Consider the following 17,493-nt stretch of genomic DNA (forward strand, 5'->3'; position numbering starts at 1 on the left):
TGTAGAAGTCTTGTATTTACAAGTCATTAGCCTTGGAGTTGTTCCTAAGCTTTCTGTGCATACAACAGCCTTCCAACTCATAAGAAAACCGCTTCTATTAGAAGAAGCTATGCCAAACCTCTCTTTTACAAATCTAAATAATAACTGGCGCCACAAGAATGGCGCCAGTTATTGATATAAAAGCAAAAGCTGACACGAGTTAAATCAAATTTTGCATCTCATGGAAAAGTTTTTCACGCCGCACAGGTTTTGGAACATACGCATCCATACCAGGCATCGAAACATTTTTGAATATCATCATCTACAACGCTAGCCGTTAACGCGATAATTGGCGTTGGGGACATCCCTTGCTGCTTCTCGTAGCTCCGAATGTCCTTGGTTGCTGTAAAGCCATCTTTAACCGAGCATCATGCAATCCATCAAAATCACATCAAAGTTGGGATCGTTTTGGAAGATATCTAGCGCTTGCTGGCCGTCATTAGCAATGACATAGTCATATCCAGCTTTTTTAAGATGTAGCGATGCGACCTTTTGATTAACCATATTATCTTCCACTAACAATACCCGAATTGCCTCCCCCGCACCTAACTCAGGGGAGGCAAACGTATTTTTGTCACCAGCATTTTGGGATTCGTCACTACCTCCATCATTGACCTTAGTAGACTGCTGGTGAGACGCTTGATTAGCAATATTTTCAGCCTTGACTTCTACACTGCTCACCAATTTTTGTTTAAGGATCTCCGCCTTGAATGGTTTCGGTACGTAGTCCTCCATTCCAGCATCAAAACACTTTTGAATATCGTCATCCACCACACTCGCCGTTAATGCGATAATGGGAGTTCGTGGGGCATCTATTGCTGTTTCATAATCCCGAATAACCTTAGTCGCTGCAAAGCCATCCATAACGGGCATCATGCAATCCATCAATACCACACTATAATTTTTACCTGACTTATAGTGCTCAACCGCCTCTAAGCCGTTATTCGCTATATCATAGTCGTAGCCAAGTTTTTTAAGATGCAGCGACGCCACTTTTTGGTTAACGAGATTATCCTCTACGAGCAATATAAAGACGCTTTCTGTCAGTAAAGCGTTATTTGTAAACGAAGGAACGCCTTGCTCGATCGCCTTACAACACGCGTCTATTGATTTGAGTAAGCGACTTCCCAGCAGCGGATAAGTAATGAGCGCACTAATATTTCGCCCGAAATCTCGATTAACACTCTCAAACTGCCTGATTAAACAAATTGCTGACTGATGCGAATTCAACTGAGCAAAACTGTCTTCATCGTGCTTGGAAGAAACGGAACCACCTTCCACATAAATAACAATCGTTCTTTTGTTCATAGTAAACGGCTGCAGACTTGCTAGATTTGGTACCACTCTCGCTATATCAAGATTATAAAAAGTAAGATCTCGTCTGATTCGCTCCTCGTACTCAAGATCGTCACAAACCATCACTAGCTCATCAAATTTGAGTTCATGACTATGCTGGTAGGTACGTTCATCAATGGGTAAGTTCAGTGTAAAATAAAACCGACTCCCTTTTCCTTTTTCAGAATCCAGTTCAATGTGCCCACCCATTAGCTCAATAAGCTGGGTACTAATGGCCAAACCTAGTCCAGTCCCCCCAAACTGCCTTGTTGTAGAGTCGTCCTCTTGAGCAAACGCCTCAAAAATATTCGCCTGTCGTGATTCATCAATTCCTATCCCTGAATCTTTTACTTCAAAGACCAAGCTCGCCATGTTGTCTTGCTCACCTTGATGATGCACGCCAATGCTAACGCTACCTTCACTAGTAAATTTCACCGCATTAGACATAAAGTTCATTAGGATCTGGCGTATTCGATGGTCATCGGCTAATACCCTAAACGGAATTGTTGAATCAATGTCAACGTTGAGCTGGATTCCTTTCTCTTTAACCTTCGGAGCAACAATCGATGCAATATCATAAATGGATTCACGAATCGACGTGGAGTGAGGGTTGATTTGTAACATCCCAGATTCAATCTTTGAGAAGTCTAAAATATCGTTAATAAGGCTAAGCAACAAATGAGACGAGGTTTCAATCGTGTCGACATAATCTTTTTGCGTGGCCGTCAAGTCGGTATCTGATAACACCTCTGATATGCCAATTACCCCATTTAGCGGTGTACGAATCTCATGAGACATATTCGCCAAGAAGCTACTTTTTGCTTTACTGGCTTGAATCGCATTTTCCTTGGCCTGCTCAGCATCTTCTTTTGCTTCAAGAAGTCGCTTCTGACTCTCTTGTCGCTCTATCGTAAGTCGCTCAACTTCTTGAGCAAAACGGCTCAATTCATCATTGCCACGTACGCGATCACTTAACGAAACTTGCTGCTCTTGTTCTCCGCCCTCTAGGTATTTCAATACTATATTTAGGTTTTTAATGACTCGATGAGCAAGGTTCACCCCCGTAAAAATAACCAGAGCAGTAAGAAGCCCGATACCAGTAAAGAAAACCATGCGCGTTTGTTCAAAGGTGCCAACCAATGCACCAATTTCATTGCGAAGTTGCATCTCGATGGAATCAGAAACAGACTGTATCAAATTTAAACGCAGCGCTAGTGCGCTTATGCCAATATTCACTTCGGCAACAGGTAAGGCATTAGGTTTATCGGTGCTAAGCAACGTGCCGCGAAACTGACTACTCTGTTGAAAAGCAATATCTGAAAAGGTACCTAGCAGTAACGCGACCTGTTCGGTGTCAGCATTAATCGCAACAAATCGTTCAACAAATAATTGCTGACTTTGAGTGAGGCTTCGAATTTCATCTTTAAGCATCTCAATACGATCTTGATCAGTTTGATAATCAACCAATTGTTGTATTTGCCAGTTTTCCTCTTCTGCCCAAAACATCAACCACTCGAGTTGAGATAATGCGGTCATATGCCCATCGACTGCCGCAATTGCGCCACCATGCGGCGCTTTTTCAAGCAATAATAAAATTTGCCCAAACGTATCGACTTGCCACTCAACAATTTCCCTTTTTTCTTCAGCATCTTGCGCATCCGATATCGAGGTGATGCTTTCCTGATAATCCGCAATAAGCCCTTGAAGGTGTTCAAGCTCTTCGCCAGAAAACAACGATTCGGACAACGTGACAAGTCGATCATATTGTACAGTCGTTTCAACAGGGTCACTGGTTAATCGCGCTAAATGCGCTTTAGTTTGAAGATCGGATAAGACTTGAGAAAACACAACTAGCTCTTTAACTTTTTCCAAATTAGCTAATTGAGTGTTTAATGTTGTCACTTGTCTAAACGCGAGATAAAGGATGAGTAATACAGGCAGTATTACTAGTGAGAATATTTTTCGCTTTACCGAGAGACTATTCCAAAAGTTTACCATCACCATTCCACTTGCTAAACGAAAGTTCAATTAATAGTGAGTTTAGAACAGGATCGGTGAGCTTCTACTCAATTGGCAATTATTTTCGCATTTATATGAAGTTAGAGGTATTTCTTGTCGAATTTTAACGCTCTTAGCAGAGTAATTAATCTAATTATTCATTGCTAAGGGCGATGCCAAAACAGTCCTAGCGCTTTACGTTATTTTCTGGGTCAAGATAGCGATTTAACAGAGTCAATGTTTTATCTAGTTGCGCTAGGCTATCGCGTAATACTTGGGTTGAACACTCCGGGCACGTCGACTTAATAGCGGAGTCTAAGATTTTAATAGACCTAAACACAAGCTGGTCATTATTACGCCGACCATACTCTTTCAAATGGCATAATGCCTTCATAGCTGTGTTTAGCGGCATTTCTCTTACTTCAGAGAGTGGGCGTTCAAAAACGTGATTCCTTACTCCTTCTAAATATACACGATAAGTCGTTAATTCATCTGCGGCTAAGAAAGCATAACCCTGCGGGGTCTGGTGAGGATAAGGGACCGCAACATGATCAGATATGTCATAAACAATCTTCATCATTAGTCCGTGAATTCGGCACTTCGTCACTAACCGTTTGAGCAGCCCTTGTTCATCAAGATAGTTCTGAATATCGATTAGCCGCTCTAGATGATAGTCATTAGAAATAAAGCGTACCGGAATACTGGAACCGGGGACGAGCAGACCACTGCTAATCACAACTTGAGATAAGTGCTGGATATTTTCAAGCGTACTCGTGGATTGCTCTTCAAGCAATACCGCGCCAAGGAGCGATAGTTCTAACGCTGCGGCAACTGCTGACAAAAGTACTGGTACATAGCTTGAGATTCAGACATCGTTTGATCAGCCGTTATACCGCCACAAAAGGCAATAATCGTCTTAGAACAGTCATTTTCTAAGACGTACTTTATCAACGCGTCTACTCTCGAAACACCTTCTGCCGTAAGTTGGTCATTGTTCAGACGTTTACCCAGAACAATGAGCAATGCTTCGTATTTAGTTTGCGGGTTTTCTCGTCTATTATTCTGAACAGCGTTACCGTCGAACTCGGTGGCGGTCATAGTATTAGAGTCCACTGTAAAAAGTTTATTTACGTTCACCACCACTTTTAGAATCGTTCTGTTATCAATTTTATTATGAGTAACTAGATAATTTCCCAACTGTGGGTCATCTCAACACCTTCGCCCAACATCAAGCATACTGAGCAGTACTTCTCCAATGAGTCCTTCGCGACTTTAGCCACAATCGCCGGATCAAGTTGTTCGCCACTGACTTCAAAATGAATATTGATTTGAGTAAAAATCTTTGGTGCCATGTCACGTCGAACACTAGACAGCTTAGCAACACAGCCTGTCACGTTCTGACTCGCACTTTTTAAACCATCAACAACATCAACAGAGCTACATCCACCAGCAGCCATTAACACCATTTCCATAGGGCTAGGTGCACTTTTGCCGCCACTGCCATCCATTACCATAGCATGACCAGATTGGGATTCTGCTAAAAACTTAAATCCTTCAACCCATTTTACTTCTGCTTGCATATCTGCCTCTAAGCGATTCATATTACTGTGTTATTACGACCATCATTGGGAAGCTCTATTCGTTGTTACTCCCCAACATCAACGGTTCCACTTTAACATCCCTACTTCTAAGATTGCTACTCGAACCTACTTTATTTAGAAAAAATACAATCACAACAAAGCAGAGTGACGAGAAAGTATTGTTCTTTTTATCTAGGTTCTACGTACGCAGCACTATAAGCGCGTAAAATTAAGCGCGTAAAAACCGCGTACTATTTTCACAACGGTTGAAATTTTTTGCTTCGTGGCCCTGTCTTATTAACCGAACAATATGATGTTTAAGCGATTGAGGTCTTTATGAAAACATTTTCAAAACTATTAGCCGCAGCAGTATTAGCTACTCCGCTGGTGTTCCTACTGACAAGCCAACCCGGCAATGCTGACTCAACAAAGGCAGTCGCGGCTAAAAGTACGGATATCGCCACGCTAGCTGGTGGCTGTTTCTGGTGTACGGAATCTGACTTAGAAAAACTACCTGGTGTGATCAGCGTAGTATCCGGTTACGCAGGAGGCGATCTTGAAAACCCAACCTATAGACAAGTATCGAGCGGTAAATCAGGGCATATCGAAGTCATTCAGGTAACCTATGATACGGATGTTGTCAGCTACGAAAACGTCCTAGACCAATTTTTCCGACACATTGATCCAACCGACAGTAAAGGGTCCTTCGTCGACCGAGGGCCCCAATATAGGCCCGCTATTTTCTATCATAACGACGAACAAAAACAGGTCGCGATAGACTTTATGTCAGACATTGAATCGTTAGGTATTTTCAAAAAACCACTCGCGACAGAACTGATCGCTTACACTCAATTTTGGCCCGCAGAAGAGTATCATCAGGACTACTACAAAAAAAGTAGCCTCAAATATAAGTACTACCGCTATAACTCAGGTAGAGACCAATACTTGGATGAGATCTTTGGCGAAAATCGCCAAGAAATGCCTATGACATTAAGGATGCTGATTGACCATAAAAATGGCAGTGCCAATGCCAAGCGGTATCAGAAACCTTCAGAAGAAACCATCAAAAAGGCGTTAACGCCGCTGCAGTTTTACGTCACACAAGAAGACGGAACTGAGCGACCATTTGACAACCCTTATTGGGATAACAAACAAGAAGGTATTTACGTCGATATCGTGACTGGAGAACCGCTGTTTTCATCGACCGACAAATATAAATCGGGTACCGGATGGCCAAGCTTTACGAAACCAATTAGTGATAAGTATGTTGTCACGACAACGGATTTTAAATTGATTTACCCACGCACAGAAGTAAGAAGCCGTATCGGCGATTCTCACCTTGGGCATGTCTTTAAAGATGGACCTAAACCTACCGGGCTACGTTATTGCATGAACTCCGCGGCGATGAAGTTTATTCCTAAGTCAAAGCTCGCCCAACTTGGCTATGATGAGTTCTTACCGCTATTCAATCAATAAAACATCACCTCTAACCAGGCTGTATAAACTCAGCCTGTTCTCTCTCTCACGTACAGCGTAGTGTTCCTCTCTTCATTGCTTCCTTTCCACTGACTAAGCCGTTGCTTGCGCTCTATCCTAAAATACCCAAAGGACACTCAAACGAATAAAATACAGTGACTCAATACAAAACCGCCTAAATATCCCGTATTATCTGACTATTCAAACCTTCGATAGACTCTACACTCACTAGCGAAGGCCGAAATTCAAACAAGGTGTCTTATCCCTATGAACAGCTCCATGGATGTTCTACAGAATTACATACAATCATTCGGTTATGATTGGTTAAGTAATGTCCTATTAATCACAGTGTCGAGTTTCATTGCTTGGATTGCATGGCGAGTGATCTATCGACGTATTGAAGTATTAGCGCAACACACCCATTTAGAATGGGACGATCTCCTTATCCGAGCGGTTCGTTCACCGATTAGCGCGTTAATTTGGCTATGGTAAGCGACGATTTCTATCGGCCTAATTATTTCCGCGCACTCTGAAATTGATAGTCAGTGGATTGGACAAGTCGATTTACTGCTTGTTATCGCCATCTTCATTTGGATTTCACTTCGTCTCATTCAAAACGTCGAAACACACGTTCTCGCACAAAAGAAACGAGACGAAACCACAGTCCAAGCCATTGCTAAGGTCGCTAGACTGTTCTTCCTTACGATCGGCATCTTAACGGTGATGCAATCTTTAGGACTTAGCTTATCCGGTCTACTTACGTTCGGTGGTGTCGGTGGTTTGATTGTTGGTCTTGCCGCGAAAGATCTACTCTCAAACTTTTTTGGCGGCATGATGATTTATTTCGACCGTCCTTTTAAGGTCGGTGATTGGATTCGCTCTCCTGATCGCAATATTGAAGGGACAGTAGAAAGAATTGGTTGGCGAATGACCATTATTCGTACGTTTGATAAGAGACCCCTCTACGTCCCAAACTCTGTATTTAGTAACATTGTTGTTGAGAACCCGTCTCGTATGCTTAATCGCCGCATCTTTGAGACGATTGGGCTTCGGTATGACGATGGCGACAAAGTCAGTGTTATTGTCGGTGAGATCAAAACGATGCTAGAAAACCATCGCGATATCGACAGCAAACAAACGTTAATGGTTAACTTCGATTCCTTTGGTACTTCATCGCTCAATTTCTTTGTTTACGCGTTTACGAAGACGGTAAACTGGGCACGCTACCATGAAGTAAAACAGGATGTACTCCTGCAGATTATGGCAATTGTTCATAAGCATGAAGCTGACATCGCCTACCCTACTCAAACGTTGAAGTTTGACCCAAAGGTGTTGTCCGAAAACCCAGACGTCATCAATAACAACCCGACCTTTCCAAACTCAATCATAAGCAAATAGTTTGATTGCAATAGTCAGTTATTGAGGCCATGACAACCACATGTTTCAGCTCAAGAAAGCGAAGTTATAACGTCCCTTTCTTGAGCTATCACACTCTACCAATAACAAGCGAGCCTGAATCACCTCTTATTCATTTTCGGCTAATGTCATTACGTCGCACAACTAACTATTATTAAGCTGTACCGCTTGGTATTGCTCAGACTTAATGCTGCCTTTACGTCTTTTCATCTTCACTTCGACCGAGCGCCCCCCATTGTTCACGTCATAGCGAATGGCCTGTTTCAGATAGGCATCATTGCGTTTCATGTCCCTAGCTTCTAACTTCATCGTTTTTGAACCACGGTTAACATCACAACGGTAATCCCAGTCATTCCCGCCTTTTTTGAGTGACAGCAAGACTTGAGAATGCTTGCCACCTCTTGCATTAATCCCTCTAGGTTGCTTATCTAGAGCTAATGCTAATCCCGCCTTGCATAATGCTTCCGACGAAAAAACGTCGTTTGTTCGCGCAGCGACAGCTGAATTTGCCACTGGCAATGTGCAAACAAGAGCCAATGCCGCCACTAAAGTACTAGTATGCTTGTTCATTATTTGTCCTAGTCATATTATCAATGCAAAATTAAAACATGACATACGGTAAATATCAAATAAAAAAGCCTCTATGGTAGTAGAGGCTTCGTTCGCTCAGTTTCTAGTTAATCGGTTTAGCAGACCAAACTAGTCGCCGCTTTTTCTTCATGCATTACGACGCGCAACAACTGCGTCTGCTAACTGACGAAGTACCGCTTCTGTGTCATTCCAGCCAATGCACGCATCGGTAATAGATTGACCATACTTAGCCGCAACGCCATCAACAAGATCTTGACGCCCTTCTTCAAGGTGAGATTCGATCATCACACCAAAAATAGCGTCTTCTCCAGCGGCAAGTTGTGCGGATACATCTTCAGAAACAACCTTCTGGCGAGAAAACTGTTTCGAACTGTTCGCATGGCTAAAATCAATCATAACCTTTTTAGGTAAACCAGAAGCCGAGAGTTCATCTTTAATAGCACTGACGTGTTCTGCGCTATAGTTAGGCTCTTTTCCGCCACGTAAAATCAAGTGACAGTCTTTGTTGCCTGCAGTTTCGATAATCGCAGAGTGTCCAAATTTAGTAACGGATAAAAAGTGGTGAGAGGCGCTTGCAGAACGAATAGCGTCTGAAGCGATCTTGATGTTACCATCAGTACCGTTTTTAAACCCAACTGGACAAGAAATACCTGAAGCCAATTCACGGTGAACTTGCGACTCCGTGGTACGAGCACCAATGGCACCCCAGCTGATTAAATCACCCACATATTGAGGTGTGATCATATCAAGGAATTCACTCGCCGTCGGCATGCCCATATCCGTCAAGTCGAGCAAAAGTTTACGAGCCATTCGCAGGCCATCGTTAATTTTAAAGGTATCATTAAGGTATGGGTCGTTGATCAAGCCTTTCCAACCAACCGTCGTACGTGGCTTTTCAAAATACACACGCATAACGATTTCCAGTTTGTCGCCAAGCTCATCACGTAGCGTTTTAAGGCGTTTGCCATACTCTACTGCCGCTTCCGTATCGTGAATAGAACAAGGGCCAACGATCACAAGTAGTCTATCGTCATCACCGGACAAAATATTATGAATCGCTTGGCGTGCATTAAAGGTTGTCGAAGAAGCAACTTCTGTCGCTGGAAATTTCTCTAGTACCGCGACTGGCGGTAGGAGTTCTTTTACTTTATTAATTCTTACATCATCAGTTTGGAACATTGCTTACTTCTTCCTATTCTTTGTATCTACGACTATCAAGCACGATGTACACTCCATTATGTGACTTATGTCGTGCTCTTTGTTGGTAACTTATCTGCTTGCAGCAAATAGTGCAATCATTAATTTTAAAAAAAGGCAAATTTACCACCTGTTTTTAATTAATGACGCAACGTAAAGAACTATGTACACCTTAAGTGACTAATAATTCACCAGTTATACCCTGCCGAACAAATAATTATTTGTAACCGCGGCAAAACATATGTTCCAACCATTGCTCGAATTCGTCTATCACGGCACTGCCATGAGCTTGCAATGGTCACCACAACTCTACTTGAGAAGCGCTCAGTTTGGCGCTACGATGTGTGTTCGACCAGTTAGTACCGCACTCTCTGTTTTGAACACTTACATAGTAGTTCGGACGTTAATTCATATCTTCAAGTGTCCGTAAGGGTGCCCGTGTCAATATCATCTCAAATTACGCTTGCGCCTAAATATTATCTAGCTAATTTTCAAAAACTTTTAATCCATGTAGAACATTTATATGCTGACCTTCTTCATCATGAAGAGCACCTTTGGTTAGTGCGTTTTCGAGCGCTAACAGAAGATGCGCAATGTCTACTCATACGGTTAATGACACGAAAAGGGGAATGGTTTCGTAGTGACAAGTTGCACTACTCTGAACTCAGCTCAATGAAAAATTGCATCCACGAGTTGGTGAACGAGCAATTCATTAATACGACGAATATTGACGTAGTAACCTTGGCGAGCACATTGCTTACTAAAGCCGAAATTTTGTCTTTTTTTCCAGAGCTACCGAAAACAGCACGCAAACCGGAACTCCTGCGACAACTTTCAGCACTTAGTGACCATCCACCGCTCAATCTTCCTTTTACAACACTCCGGTTAGTCGATAACGACAAGCTCAAGCTGTTCTGTCTACTTTTTTTGGTAACCAACATCAAGAGTTTGCGCAATTCGTACTCAACGATCTTGGTGTTCATCGTTTTGAAAACTATGAAATCTCACCCAATACTCGCATGTTTAATAAAAGAGAAGATATTGATACGACGATGACGCTTCACGCGTTATTGGCACAGTATAAAGATATCGATAAAGCATGCGAGAGGTCTCTGACAGAGTTTTCCCTACATATCCCAACAACGATGGGTAGCTATCCTACTCGACTCGCGGGTAAACTGATTAACGCTGTAGGTCGAGATTTGGAACGTCTCAACAATTATGATCAAGCTATCCATTTATTAAAACAAACCGAGTTACCACCAGCACGAGAACGTTGCGCTAGGATGTGCCTTAAACAAGAACATTTCCTGGAGGCCCAATCATTTGTTACATCGATACTAGAACATCCGAAAAGCGTACCTGAACAAGAGATTGGCCTTCGCCTTGCCGCTCACGTCGCAAAGAAACTCAATACCTCTCACCCCAAACCTAGGTGGTATTCCCTATCCCTGAACGAACCGTAACGTTAGATATGAGTACTCAACGTGTCGAATGGGCAGTTCTCGACTCGTTAGCTAGTGAGGGTTGGCAGACTTTTTATCTAGAAAATCACTTTCTGAACACTCTATTTGGTCTCGCTTTTTGGGATATTATCTTTGCTCCGGTCGATGGTGCCTTTATCAATCCTTATCAACGCCAGCCACTCGACCTATACCGCGATAGCTTTAAAACAAAACGTAGACACATAATCGACGCTCGACTAGCAGAGATTCGAACATCGGGAATCCGTCAATTTACTTCGATAATTGATGATAAATACGGGCTGCAAAATCCATTTGTCGCTTGGGATGTCGTTGAGAAAGAGTGGATAGAGCTGGCGATCACCACCATTCCTAACGCCGTTCTCGCCGCTTTGTTTAAAACTATGCTGATTGATCTAAAAACGTATCAAGCTTAGCATGCCCGATCTTATTGCGTTCAAAGGTAATCAGTGGTTCTGGTGTGAAGTTAAAGGACCGGGAGATAGGCTTCAAGATAATCAGAAGCGCTGGATGAAGGTTTTTAACGCGCTTAACCTTAATTATGAGGTCTGTTACGTAACGGCGGCACCTTAACTGAATCGTTATCAGACATTCGTTATTAGATTCTCGTGTTTCAATCGTAAACCGCACCCTAATATATGGTGTTAAATACAACAAAGCCCAGTGCGTTCACTGGGCTTTGTTGTATTTAATTAGAATGTCTAGAAGTGCAAATGAATCACCGATGTCGCAACACATGCAGGACGACGAATCCCTTCAATTTCCACTCGAATCTCTCGCTCTATCTCCAATCCCTTTTTGATTGGTGTGACCTTTACTAAGGTGCTTTTTGCACGCAGATTACTTCCTGCTTTCACTGGATATGGGAATCGAACTTGATTAAGACCAATATTAACCATCATCTTAGCGGTTGGAAACATTGGTTTATCTGGATCAACGCTATCTGTCAACGCTGGTAGCAAAGACAAGGTAAGAAAACCATGAGCAATGGTTGTCTTAAACGGTGATTCTGTTGTCGCACGCTCAGGGTCCGTATGAATCCACTGATTATCTTCAGTAACAGCGCCAAACTGATCAATACGTTCTTGACCAACCGTTAGCCAGTCCCCCTCGTGAATGACCGTACCAACTTTGCTTTGCAGCTCTAGGTATAAACGCTGTGCTTCTGGCTTTAGCACAATCTCTGGCGTCAAATCCGAAACATGGGGTTCATTTACTGCAGGCTTGTGGTAGTCTCTAACCCATGCAAGAAAATTACGGTTGTGGGTTTTATCAACAAACTCAGACCAATACTCGCGAATTGCAGGCGACATCCATTGCATAAGCTCAGACTGATGCTTAATCGAATCAGCGCTTTGTTTAAACAATTTTACCACTTTCATATTGACCTCAGCTTACAGTCGTTTCAACTAACCGTAATATTTTGAATCAGTTCACAACTTCGTGCAAATGTTTTTGAGCTAACACCCGTATTCTGAACGGCATTTTATTTAAAATAATCAACCAGTTAAGCATAAAAAACAATATTTTATTAATTTGTAAACGTTATCAATTTGAGTGGATATCGAGATCTATTTTCAACTACACTCAGAACAATCTGACTTTTGGTCATTCTAAAAGCAAAACGTGCAGGATTTGTGCAAACAGTTCACTGAAGGTAAATTTAGTCTTTACAGCGTTGGGCGTAACGAATAATATTAGCGCCAACAACGGAGAGATGGCTGAGTGGTCGAAAGCACTACGGTCTTGAAAACTAAGCAAGGGTTAATAGCCCTTCTAGGGTTCAAATCCCTATCTCTCCGCCACATTCAAAAAAAGCCGCTAATTATTAGCGGCTTTTTTGCATTTAGCGTGCAGTTGTCTGTGGTGCGATGGTTTGTCTGTAGCGGCGTTTCCTTTGTTACTTCTATATTCCAACCCATTGCTCATTTGGTTCTAGGTATCACTATCGTAAACCTTGCTCCCCCCAGGTAGCTATCATCAACAGAAACTGACCAACCTAAATTTTTTGCTGCCTGATTAGCGATAGCAAGCCCTAATCCAAACCCTCCTTCACTGACGTTTCTATGTGTATCGATACGTGAAAACGCTAAGAAGATTTCGTCTCGCTTGTCCAATGGAATACCCGGCCCATTATCTTCTATGTCGATCGTCCAGCACGCATCAAAACTCCGAATAGCGAGTTCAACTTCGCCGCAACCATAACGAACAGCATTTTTAAGCAAATTATCTAATACCAACTTAGCGAAACACTGAACCGCTATATATTCTTCACTAGATCCCTCGCTGTCTATAACTAACCTAACTTCGTCTTCTCCCACAACCATCTTAATTCTATCTTTACAAAATTCGCTCAAGCTAAAACGTTCTGGATTAGCATTTGATGCACTGCAACGACCATTCCCGAGTCGGGATAATTGTAAAATATCGGTAGTTAATGAAGAGATATCTTGTATATAGTCATCAATATCATTGAACAGTCTTTCTCTATCTTTCGTATCTTCTCGCCTTAGTAAGTCGCTTGCCATTTGTATTCGACTTATAGGTGTTCGAATCTCATGGGGAATAGCCTGAGCAAACACCATAGACTCTTTGACTCGCAATTCAATATCCGACGCCATTTCATTAAAACTCTCTGCAAACTCTTTCACAGGCGAGATATGAAAAGCTTCAGAGCGTGTGGACAAGTTCCCTTGACCAAATGAGGCCTGAGCTCGTAGTAACTTGTTAATGCGTTTGTTGACTCTTCGAATAGGTAAGTAAAGTAAACCAGCAAGCGCAAACGCCATGGTCAAAAACATCAACGCAACAACGTGATTATCTCGATTTTTATACCAGGCCGTAGTCGACGCAAATGGGTCTTCTAATTCTCGATACAACAAGTAGCGCGCTGATTTTGGGATAGGAAATGCGGCGTAGAACAAATTATCACCATCGACAAAAACCTTTATACCGTGGGTGGTTGTAAAAAGTTGGCAAGCTTCACAGCGGTCTTGACCGACATTGTATTTATCCACTATTCGTAACTTATAATCATACAATGTCAACGCGCCAACTCTATTTAAACGACCATATAATCCATCTCGTTCGAACTGGCTGTTGACATAATTTTTTACGTGTCTGATTCCACTATCAACGAACGTTTCAGCATCGGACGCTCTTACATAGTCTGCGGTTAAATGGAGAAAAACTAAGAAGGTGACCACAAGGCCCACTAAGCTCTCTAGATACAAGCAATAAAACATAGATTTAGGCCGAGTAAAAACCGTCACGATTGATTACCTACCAACCGATAGCCTTGATTTCTAATTGTCTTTATTGTGAGTGAATGTACCTCGGCTTGAATCAATTTTTTCCTCAGCCCTGACACCCTCATGTCAATCGAGCGATTTGTTGAACAATATTCAATACCACGAGCGAGACGGCAGCAGTGCTCTCTGGATACGGTTGTACCTGAATGCTCGACTAATACCTGAAGAATCTCAAACTCCGAGTTGGTCAGATTAAGCGGTTTTTGTTGGTAATAGGCAGTTTGGCGGTCGCTGTTTATTACAATTCCAAATGCGTCATAAAGCGAGCCGTGTTTATCTATCGCTGATTGATGCTGATAACGACGTTGAAGAGCTTCGATTCTTGCCACTAAGATGTGCCCTCTCACAGGCTTCATCAAATAATCATCCGCGCCAAGTTTAAGTAATGAGACTTCGCTCATCTCGTCCTCAGCAGCCGTCAAAATTATAATCATTCCCGAATAGAACTCTCGTGCGTCGCGACAAATATCGATGCCAGATTTTCCTGGTAACATTAAATCTAGAATAACCAAGTCGGGTTTCATATTTTGGATCATTGGTAGCGCTTCCGAACCGTCACCGATCGCCGTCACTTGATACCCTTCAGCCTCTAAGTACATTTGTGTCAGCTGCGCTATCTCTTTGTCATCCTCAACCAGTAAAATCTTGCAACTCATTTCCTTTCCCCATAATACTCATCGCGAAGGAGTATATGGATTTATTCATCACACTCAACAATGCAGCCAAATTTATTAGTAATAATGAGTAAGAAGTTTATTACACCCTGGCGCTTACTTATGCTTACAAATGAAAAATGATTGAGATGCCATTCTGTATAATCAGATTAATTAACACACCAGGCGCTCTAAATTGTTCTAAACCGATTAAATACGAATAAATATTACAAAAAATTATAGTTTGTGAATAATCAATACTGCTTAATTTACTTACATGCCACGCCAAATAGCACTGTATTCATTCCTGTACATCTAGACATTTGGTTTCAGTTTTTTACTATCTATCTAACGATCTATTTTTAGCTCGTACATTCCACACATTCTGCAAGAAGACGCTTATATTATTTTATTAATTATGAATAAAGGTTTATATGCTAAGTAAGAGATTGGCTTTCCCTACTATTTTAGTACTTATGACTCTAGGTTGCAGTAACACGTCTAATTACGTCGGTGAGGCATCACCTGCGTATAAAAATGAAGACAACGTTAGCTTTTGGAGCCTAGGAGACTTAAATAACCTAGACACATTAAGCAACGTAAAGCGAGTACCACATCGTACCAATAGTATAGGATCCCTTCATGAAGAGCGTACTCACGCGACGAAAAAGGCTAACACCAATATACAGCAGCAGTTTGAACGCATGACCAAGTCACTCATTTTAAAGTTTAGAGTCAATAAAGGCCGCTCTCGCACCATAGCGCACGTAAGGGGCAATCAACCCGAAAATCTAGTGTAAATTAGCCCTTGTTCAAGCGATTACGGAGTCAGCTTAGCAATGTAAACCAGATTTTAAAGCTGAAACTGATAACGGCTTGCAGAAATAATAACCCTGAAATAAATCAACACCTAAATCAACACACATATTCGCGGTAGACTGAGTCCTCTATGCCTTCAGCAATAGTGATAGCGTGAATTTTTTTGGCCAACCTAACCGCTTCAGTTACTTTATTTTTATCGGTAACAATACTCTTATCGAGTTTTAGGTATGGCGCCTTGATAGCCATCGCACGTTTAGGAGTGGAGTACAATGTTCCAAAATCATCTAACGCTGTTTCAATTCCATACTCAGTAAGGCACTCTTTTCCCTTCACTATGGCATTCAAATCCGATTCTAAAAACTCTGTGATCTCAAACACAACTTGGCAAGGTGTACTGCCTAGTTCATAACTCCTTTGCACAAAGCGCTCTACTGCCTCTGGCGTGTTTGCTAACGACTTAAAGACTGAAGGCGACGCATTGATAAATAGCTTCACATGGTTGAATTTTGATTGTAGAAAATTGGCGAGGTGAATTTTTCCACACAACAGTGTGTGAACAATATTTTCGGTAGCATCTCTTTCTATTTGAGAAAAAAACAGCGAAGGATCAACACTGTTCGCATTCTCGTCATGTATCCGAACTAAACTTTCAAAAGCATACAGTTGTTGATGACGATCATAGATTGGTTGAAATACACTCGTAAAGTGCAATCCATTATAATCAGCATAAACAACACCGTCATCTGATTCACTTATTAATTCTTGTATTATGTCTTTTTTATTAGAATAGATACTAGGTGGATTTCATACTTATCCTTTCCTTGGCGTAATGAAAACAGTCACAAATATATGTAACTACACTGGTATTTTATCATATTCGGCATTTAGCTTAAGTAACGATGTGTAAGCAAACTCCAGTTTAATTATGTAAAGTTAGCGTATAAACACGATACTAAAAATATAAACTAATTATTAAGTGCTAACTAATTCTTGGCCGCTGGATGAAATTCAAAACCACCCGATGTAACCAAGTAACAATCCATTCCACCAGCATGAGCAGCTTGCAAACCTAGCATTGTGTCTTCAAACACGATGCAATGCTTCGGTTTCGCTTGCATCAATTGAGCGGCAATTAAAAACGTATCTGGATTCGGTTTATGTTGTGCCACATCATCGGATGTCACTAAGCAATCGAAGTGTTCCAACAATCCTGCATGCTCGAGCAATCGTTTCGCTGACTCTCGTATGCTCCCCGTCCCTATCGCCATCGGCTTACGCCCTAAATAAGCCTCCATCACACTTAAGGTATGTGGGATCGGTTTAGCGTTTATAGGCATTGCTTTGAATGTTTTTAACTTAAAATTAGCTACTGTCTGCGGACTGACATCACTCCCAGCGTGTTTTAGTACGACTGCCGCTATTTTCACGCTGGGCATCCCACCCATCGAATGAATCCATCGCTTATCAAAAGGTAAGCCATAATGTTCAGCGGTTAGCCGCCATGCGTCTAAATGACTGGGCATCGTATCGAGAAGAGTGCCATCCATATCAAAGATGATTGCCTGATAATGTTCTAAATTTAGCACTTAGT

At 41.9% G+C, this 17,493-nt stretch carries 16 protein-coding genes, 1 tRNA gene and 2 pseudogenes; 8 read left to right on the forward strand and 11 right to left on the reverse strand.

The window, feature by feature from the left end:
* Nucleotides 1–199: 199 nt before the first annotated feature.
* The 4 genes and pseudogenes from AC0L66_RS23935 to AC0L66_RS23950 all read right to left on the reverse strand — a co-directional run bounded on the left by AC0L66_RS23935 (nucleotide 200) and on the right by AC0L66_RS23950 (nucleotide 4,952).
* Nucleotides 200–3,378: pseudogene (locus AC0L66_RS23935) on the reverse strand (response regulator).
* 181 nt (nucleotides 3,379–3,559) lie between these two features.
* Nucleotides 3,560–4,213, reverse strand: coding sequence for a YdcF family protein (locus AC0L66_RS23940; RefSeq protein ID WP_473569736.1), 654 nt, complete (start codon nucleotides 4,211–4,213; stop codon nucleotides 3,560–3,562).
* Nucleotides 4,189–4,470 carry a YdcF family protein gene (locus AC0L66_RS23945; RefSeq protein ID WP_473569738.1) on the reverse strand — a complete coding sequence of 94 codons (282 nt, stop codon included), beginning with the start codon at nucleotides 4,468–4,470 and terminating at the stop codon, nucleotides 4,189–4,191. Before AC0L66_RS23945 ends, AC0L66_RS23940 begins: the two co-directional genes overlap by 25 nt.
* Nucleotides 4,471–4,553: 83 nt before the next feature.
* Nucleotides 4,554–4,952, reverse strand: a complete 399-nt coding sequence (locus AC0L66_RS23950; RefSeq protein WP_265674359.1) for an OsmC family protein — start codon at nucleotides 4,950–4,952, stop codon at nucleotides 4,554–4,556.
* A gap of 336 nt (nucleotides 4,953–5,288) precedes the next feature.
* Here AC0L66_RS23950 and msrB point away from each other — a divergent pair, with 336 nt between their 5' ends.
* Both msrB and AC0L66_RS23960 read left to right on the forward strand, forming a co-directional pair.
* Nucleotides 5,289–6,428 (forward strand): peptide-methionine (R)-S-oxide reductase MsrB, encoded by a 1,140-nt coding sequence (msrB, locus tag AC0L66_RS23955; RefSeq protein WP_473569740.1) that lies wholly within the window; start codon nucleotides 5,289–5,291, stop codon nucleotides 6,426–6,428.
* Between the two features lie 267 nt (nucleotides 6,429–6,695).
* A pseudogene (locus tag AC0L66_RS23960) lies at nucleotides 6,696–7,826 on the forward strand (mechanosensitive ion channel family protein).
* Between the two features lie 162 nt (nucleotides 7,827–7,988).
* Here the strand turns inward: AC0L66_RS23960 and AC0L66_RS23965 are convergent.
* Nucleotides 7,989–8,414, reverse strand: a complete 426-nt coding sequence (locus AC0L66_RS23965; protein WP_473569741.1) for a hypothetical protein — start codon at nucleotides 8,412–8,414, stop codon at nucleotides 7,989–7,991.
* A 147-nt stretch (nucleotides 8,415–8,561) separates the two neighbouring features.
* Entirely contained in the window at nucleotides 8,562–9,614 is a 1,053-nt protein-coding gene (aroG, locus tag AC0L66_RS23970) for a 3-deoxy-7-phosphoheptulonate synthase AroG (RefSeq protein WP_265674355.1), read from the reverse strand.
* Nucleotides 9,615–10,070: 456 nt separating this feature from the next.
* Here aroG and AC0L66_RS23975 point away from each other — a divergent pair, with 456 nt between their 5' ends.
* From AC0L66_RS23975 to AC0L66_RS23990, 4 genes are read left to right on the forward strand one after another with little or no spacing between them, the layout of a single operon-like run.
* Nucleotides 10,071–10,688 carry a hypothetical protein gene (locus AC0L66_RS23975; protein ID WP_473569743.1) on the forward strand — a complete coding sequence of 206 codons (618 nt, stop codon included), beginning with the start codon at nucleotides 10,071–10,073 and terminating at the stop codon, nucleotides 10,686–10,688.
* On the forward strand, nucleotides 10,652–11,098 hold the full coding sequence (locus tag AC0L66_RS23980; RefSeq protein ID WP_473569744.1) for a hypothetical protein: 447 nt from the start codon (nucleotides 10,652–10,654) through the stop codon (nucleotides 11,096–11,098). Before AC0L66_RS23975 ends, AC0L66_RS23980 begins: the two co-directional genes overlap by 37 nt.
* 8 nt (nucleotides 11,099–11,106) lie before the next feature.
* The gene (locus AC0L66_RS23985; protein ID WP_473569746.1) at nucleotides 11,107–11,532 is read left to right on the forward strand and encodes a hypothetical protein; all 426 of its coding nucleotides are present in this window, start codon (nucleotides 11,107–11,109) and stop codon (nucleotides 11,530–11,532) included.
* A 1-nt stretch (nucleotide 11,533) separates the two neighbouring features.
* A complete protein-coding gene (locus AC0L66_RS23990; RefSeq protein WP_473569748.1) occupies nucleotides 11,534–11,689 on the forward strand; it encodes a VRR-NUC domain-containing protein in 156 nt (51 codons plus the stop codon).
* A 128-nt stretch (nucleotides 11,690–11,817) separates the two neighbouring features.
* Here the strand turns inward: AC0L66_RS23990 and AC0L66_RS23995 are convergent, their stop codons facing one another.
* Nucleotides 11,818–12,498 carry a MaoC family dehydratase gene (locus tag AC0L66_RS23995; protein ID WP_265673929.1) on the reverse strand — a complete coding sequence of 227 codons (681 nt, stop codon included), beginning with the start codon at nucleotides 12,496–12,498 and terminating at the stop codon, nucleotides 11,818–11,820.
* Between the two features lie 329 nt (nucleotides 12,499–12,827).
* Between AC0L66_RS23995 and AC0L66_RS24000 the strand changes: the two genes are divergently transcribed.
* Nucleotides 12,828–12,921: transfer RNA gene (locus AC0L66_RS24000), tRNA-Ser, on the forward strand.
* A gap of 120 nt (nucleotides 12,922–13,041) precedes the next feature.
* Here the strand turns inward: AC0L66_RS24000 and AC0L66_RS24005 are convergent.
* A complete protein-coding gene (locus tag AC0L66_RS24005; protein ID WP_473569749.1) occupies nucleotides 13,042–14,388 on the reverse strand; it encodes a HAMP domain-containing sensor histidine kinase in 1,347 nt (448 codons plus the stop codon).
* On the reverse strand, nucleotides 14,385–15,083 hold the full coding sequence (locus AC0L66_RS24010; protein WP_265673931.1) for a response regulator transcription factor: 699 nt from the start codon (nucleotides 15,081–15,083) through the stop codon (nucleotides 14,385–14,387). The genes AC0L66_RS24005 and AC0L66_RS24010 overlap by 4 nt, the downstream gene beginning before the upstream one ends.
* A gap of 431 nt (nucleotides 15,084–15,514) precedes the next feature.
* Here AC0L66_RS24010 and AC0L66_RS24015 point away from each other — a divergent pair, with 431 nt between their 5' ends.
* A complete protein-coding gene (locus AC0L66_RS24015) occupies nucleotides 15,515–15,880 on the forward strand; it encodes a hypothetical protein (protein WP_473569750.1) in 366 nt (121 codons plus the stop codon).
* Between the two features lie 115 nt (nucleotides 15,881–15,995).
* Here the strand turns inward: AC0L66_RS24015 and AC0L66_RS24020 are convergent, their stop codons facing one another.
* Nucleotides 15,996–16,613, reverse strand: coding sequence for an EAL domain-containing protein (locus AC0L66_RS24020; RefSeq protein ID WP_473569752.1), 618 nt, complete (start codon nucleotides 16,611–16,613; stop codon nucleotides 15,996–15,998).
* A 272-nt stretch (nucleotides 16,614–16,885) separates the two neighbouring features.
* Entirely contained in the window at nucleotides 16,886–17,449 is a 564-nt protein-coding gene (locus AC0L66_RS24025) for a beta-phosphoglucomutase family hydrolase (protein ID WP_473570883.1), read from the reverse strand.
* Between the last annotated feature and the right edge of the window lie 44 nt (nucleotides 17,450–17,493).

Source organism: Vibrio sp. GJ43-1 (assembly GCF_055808835.1).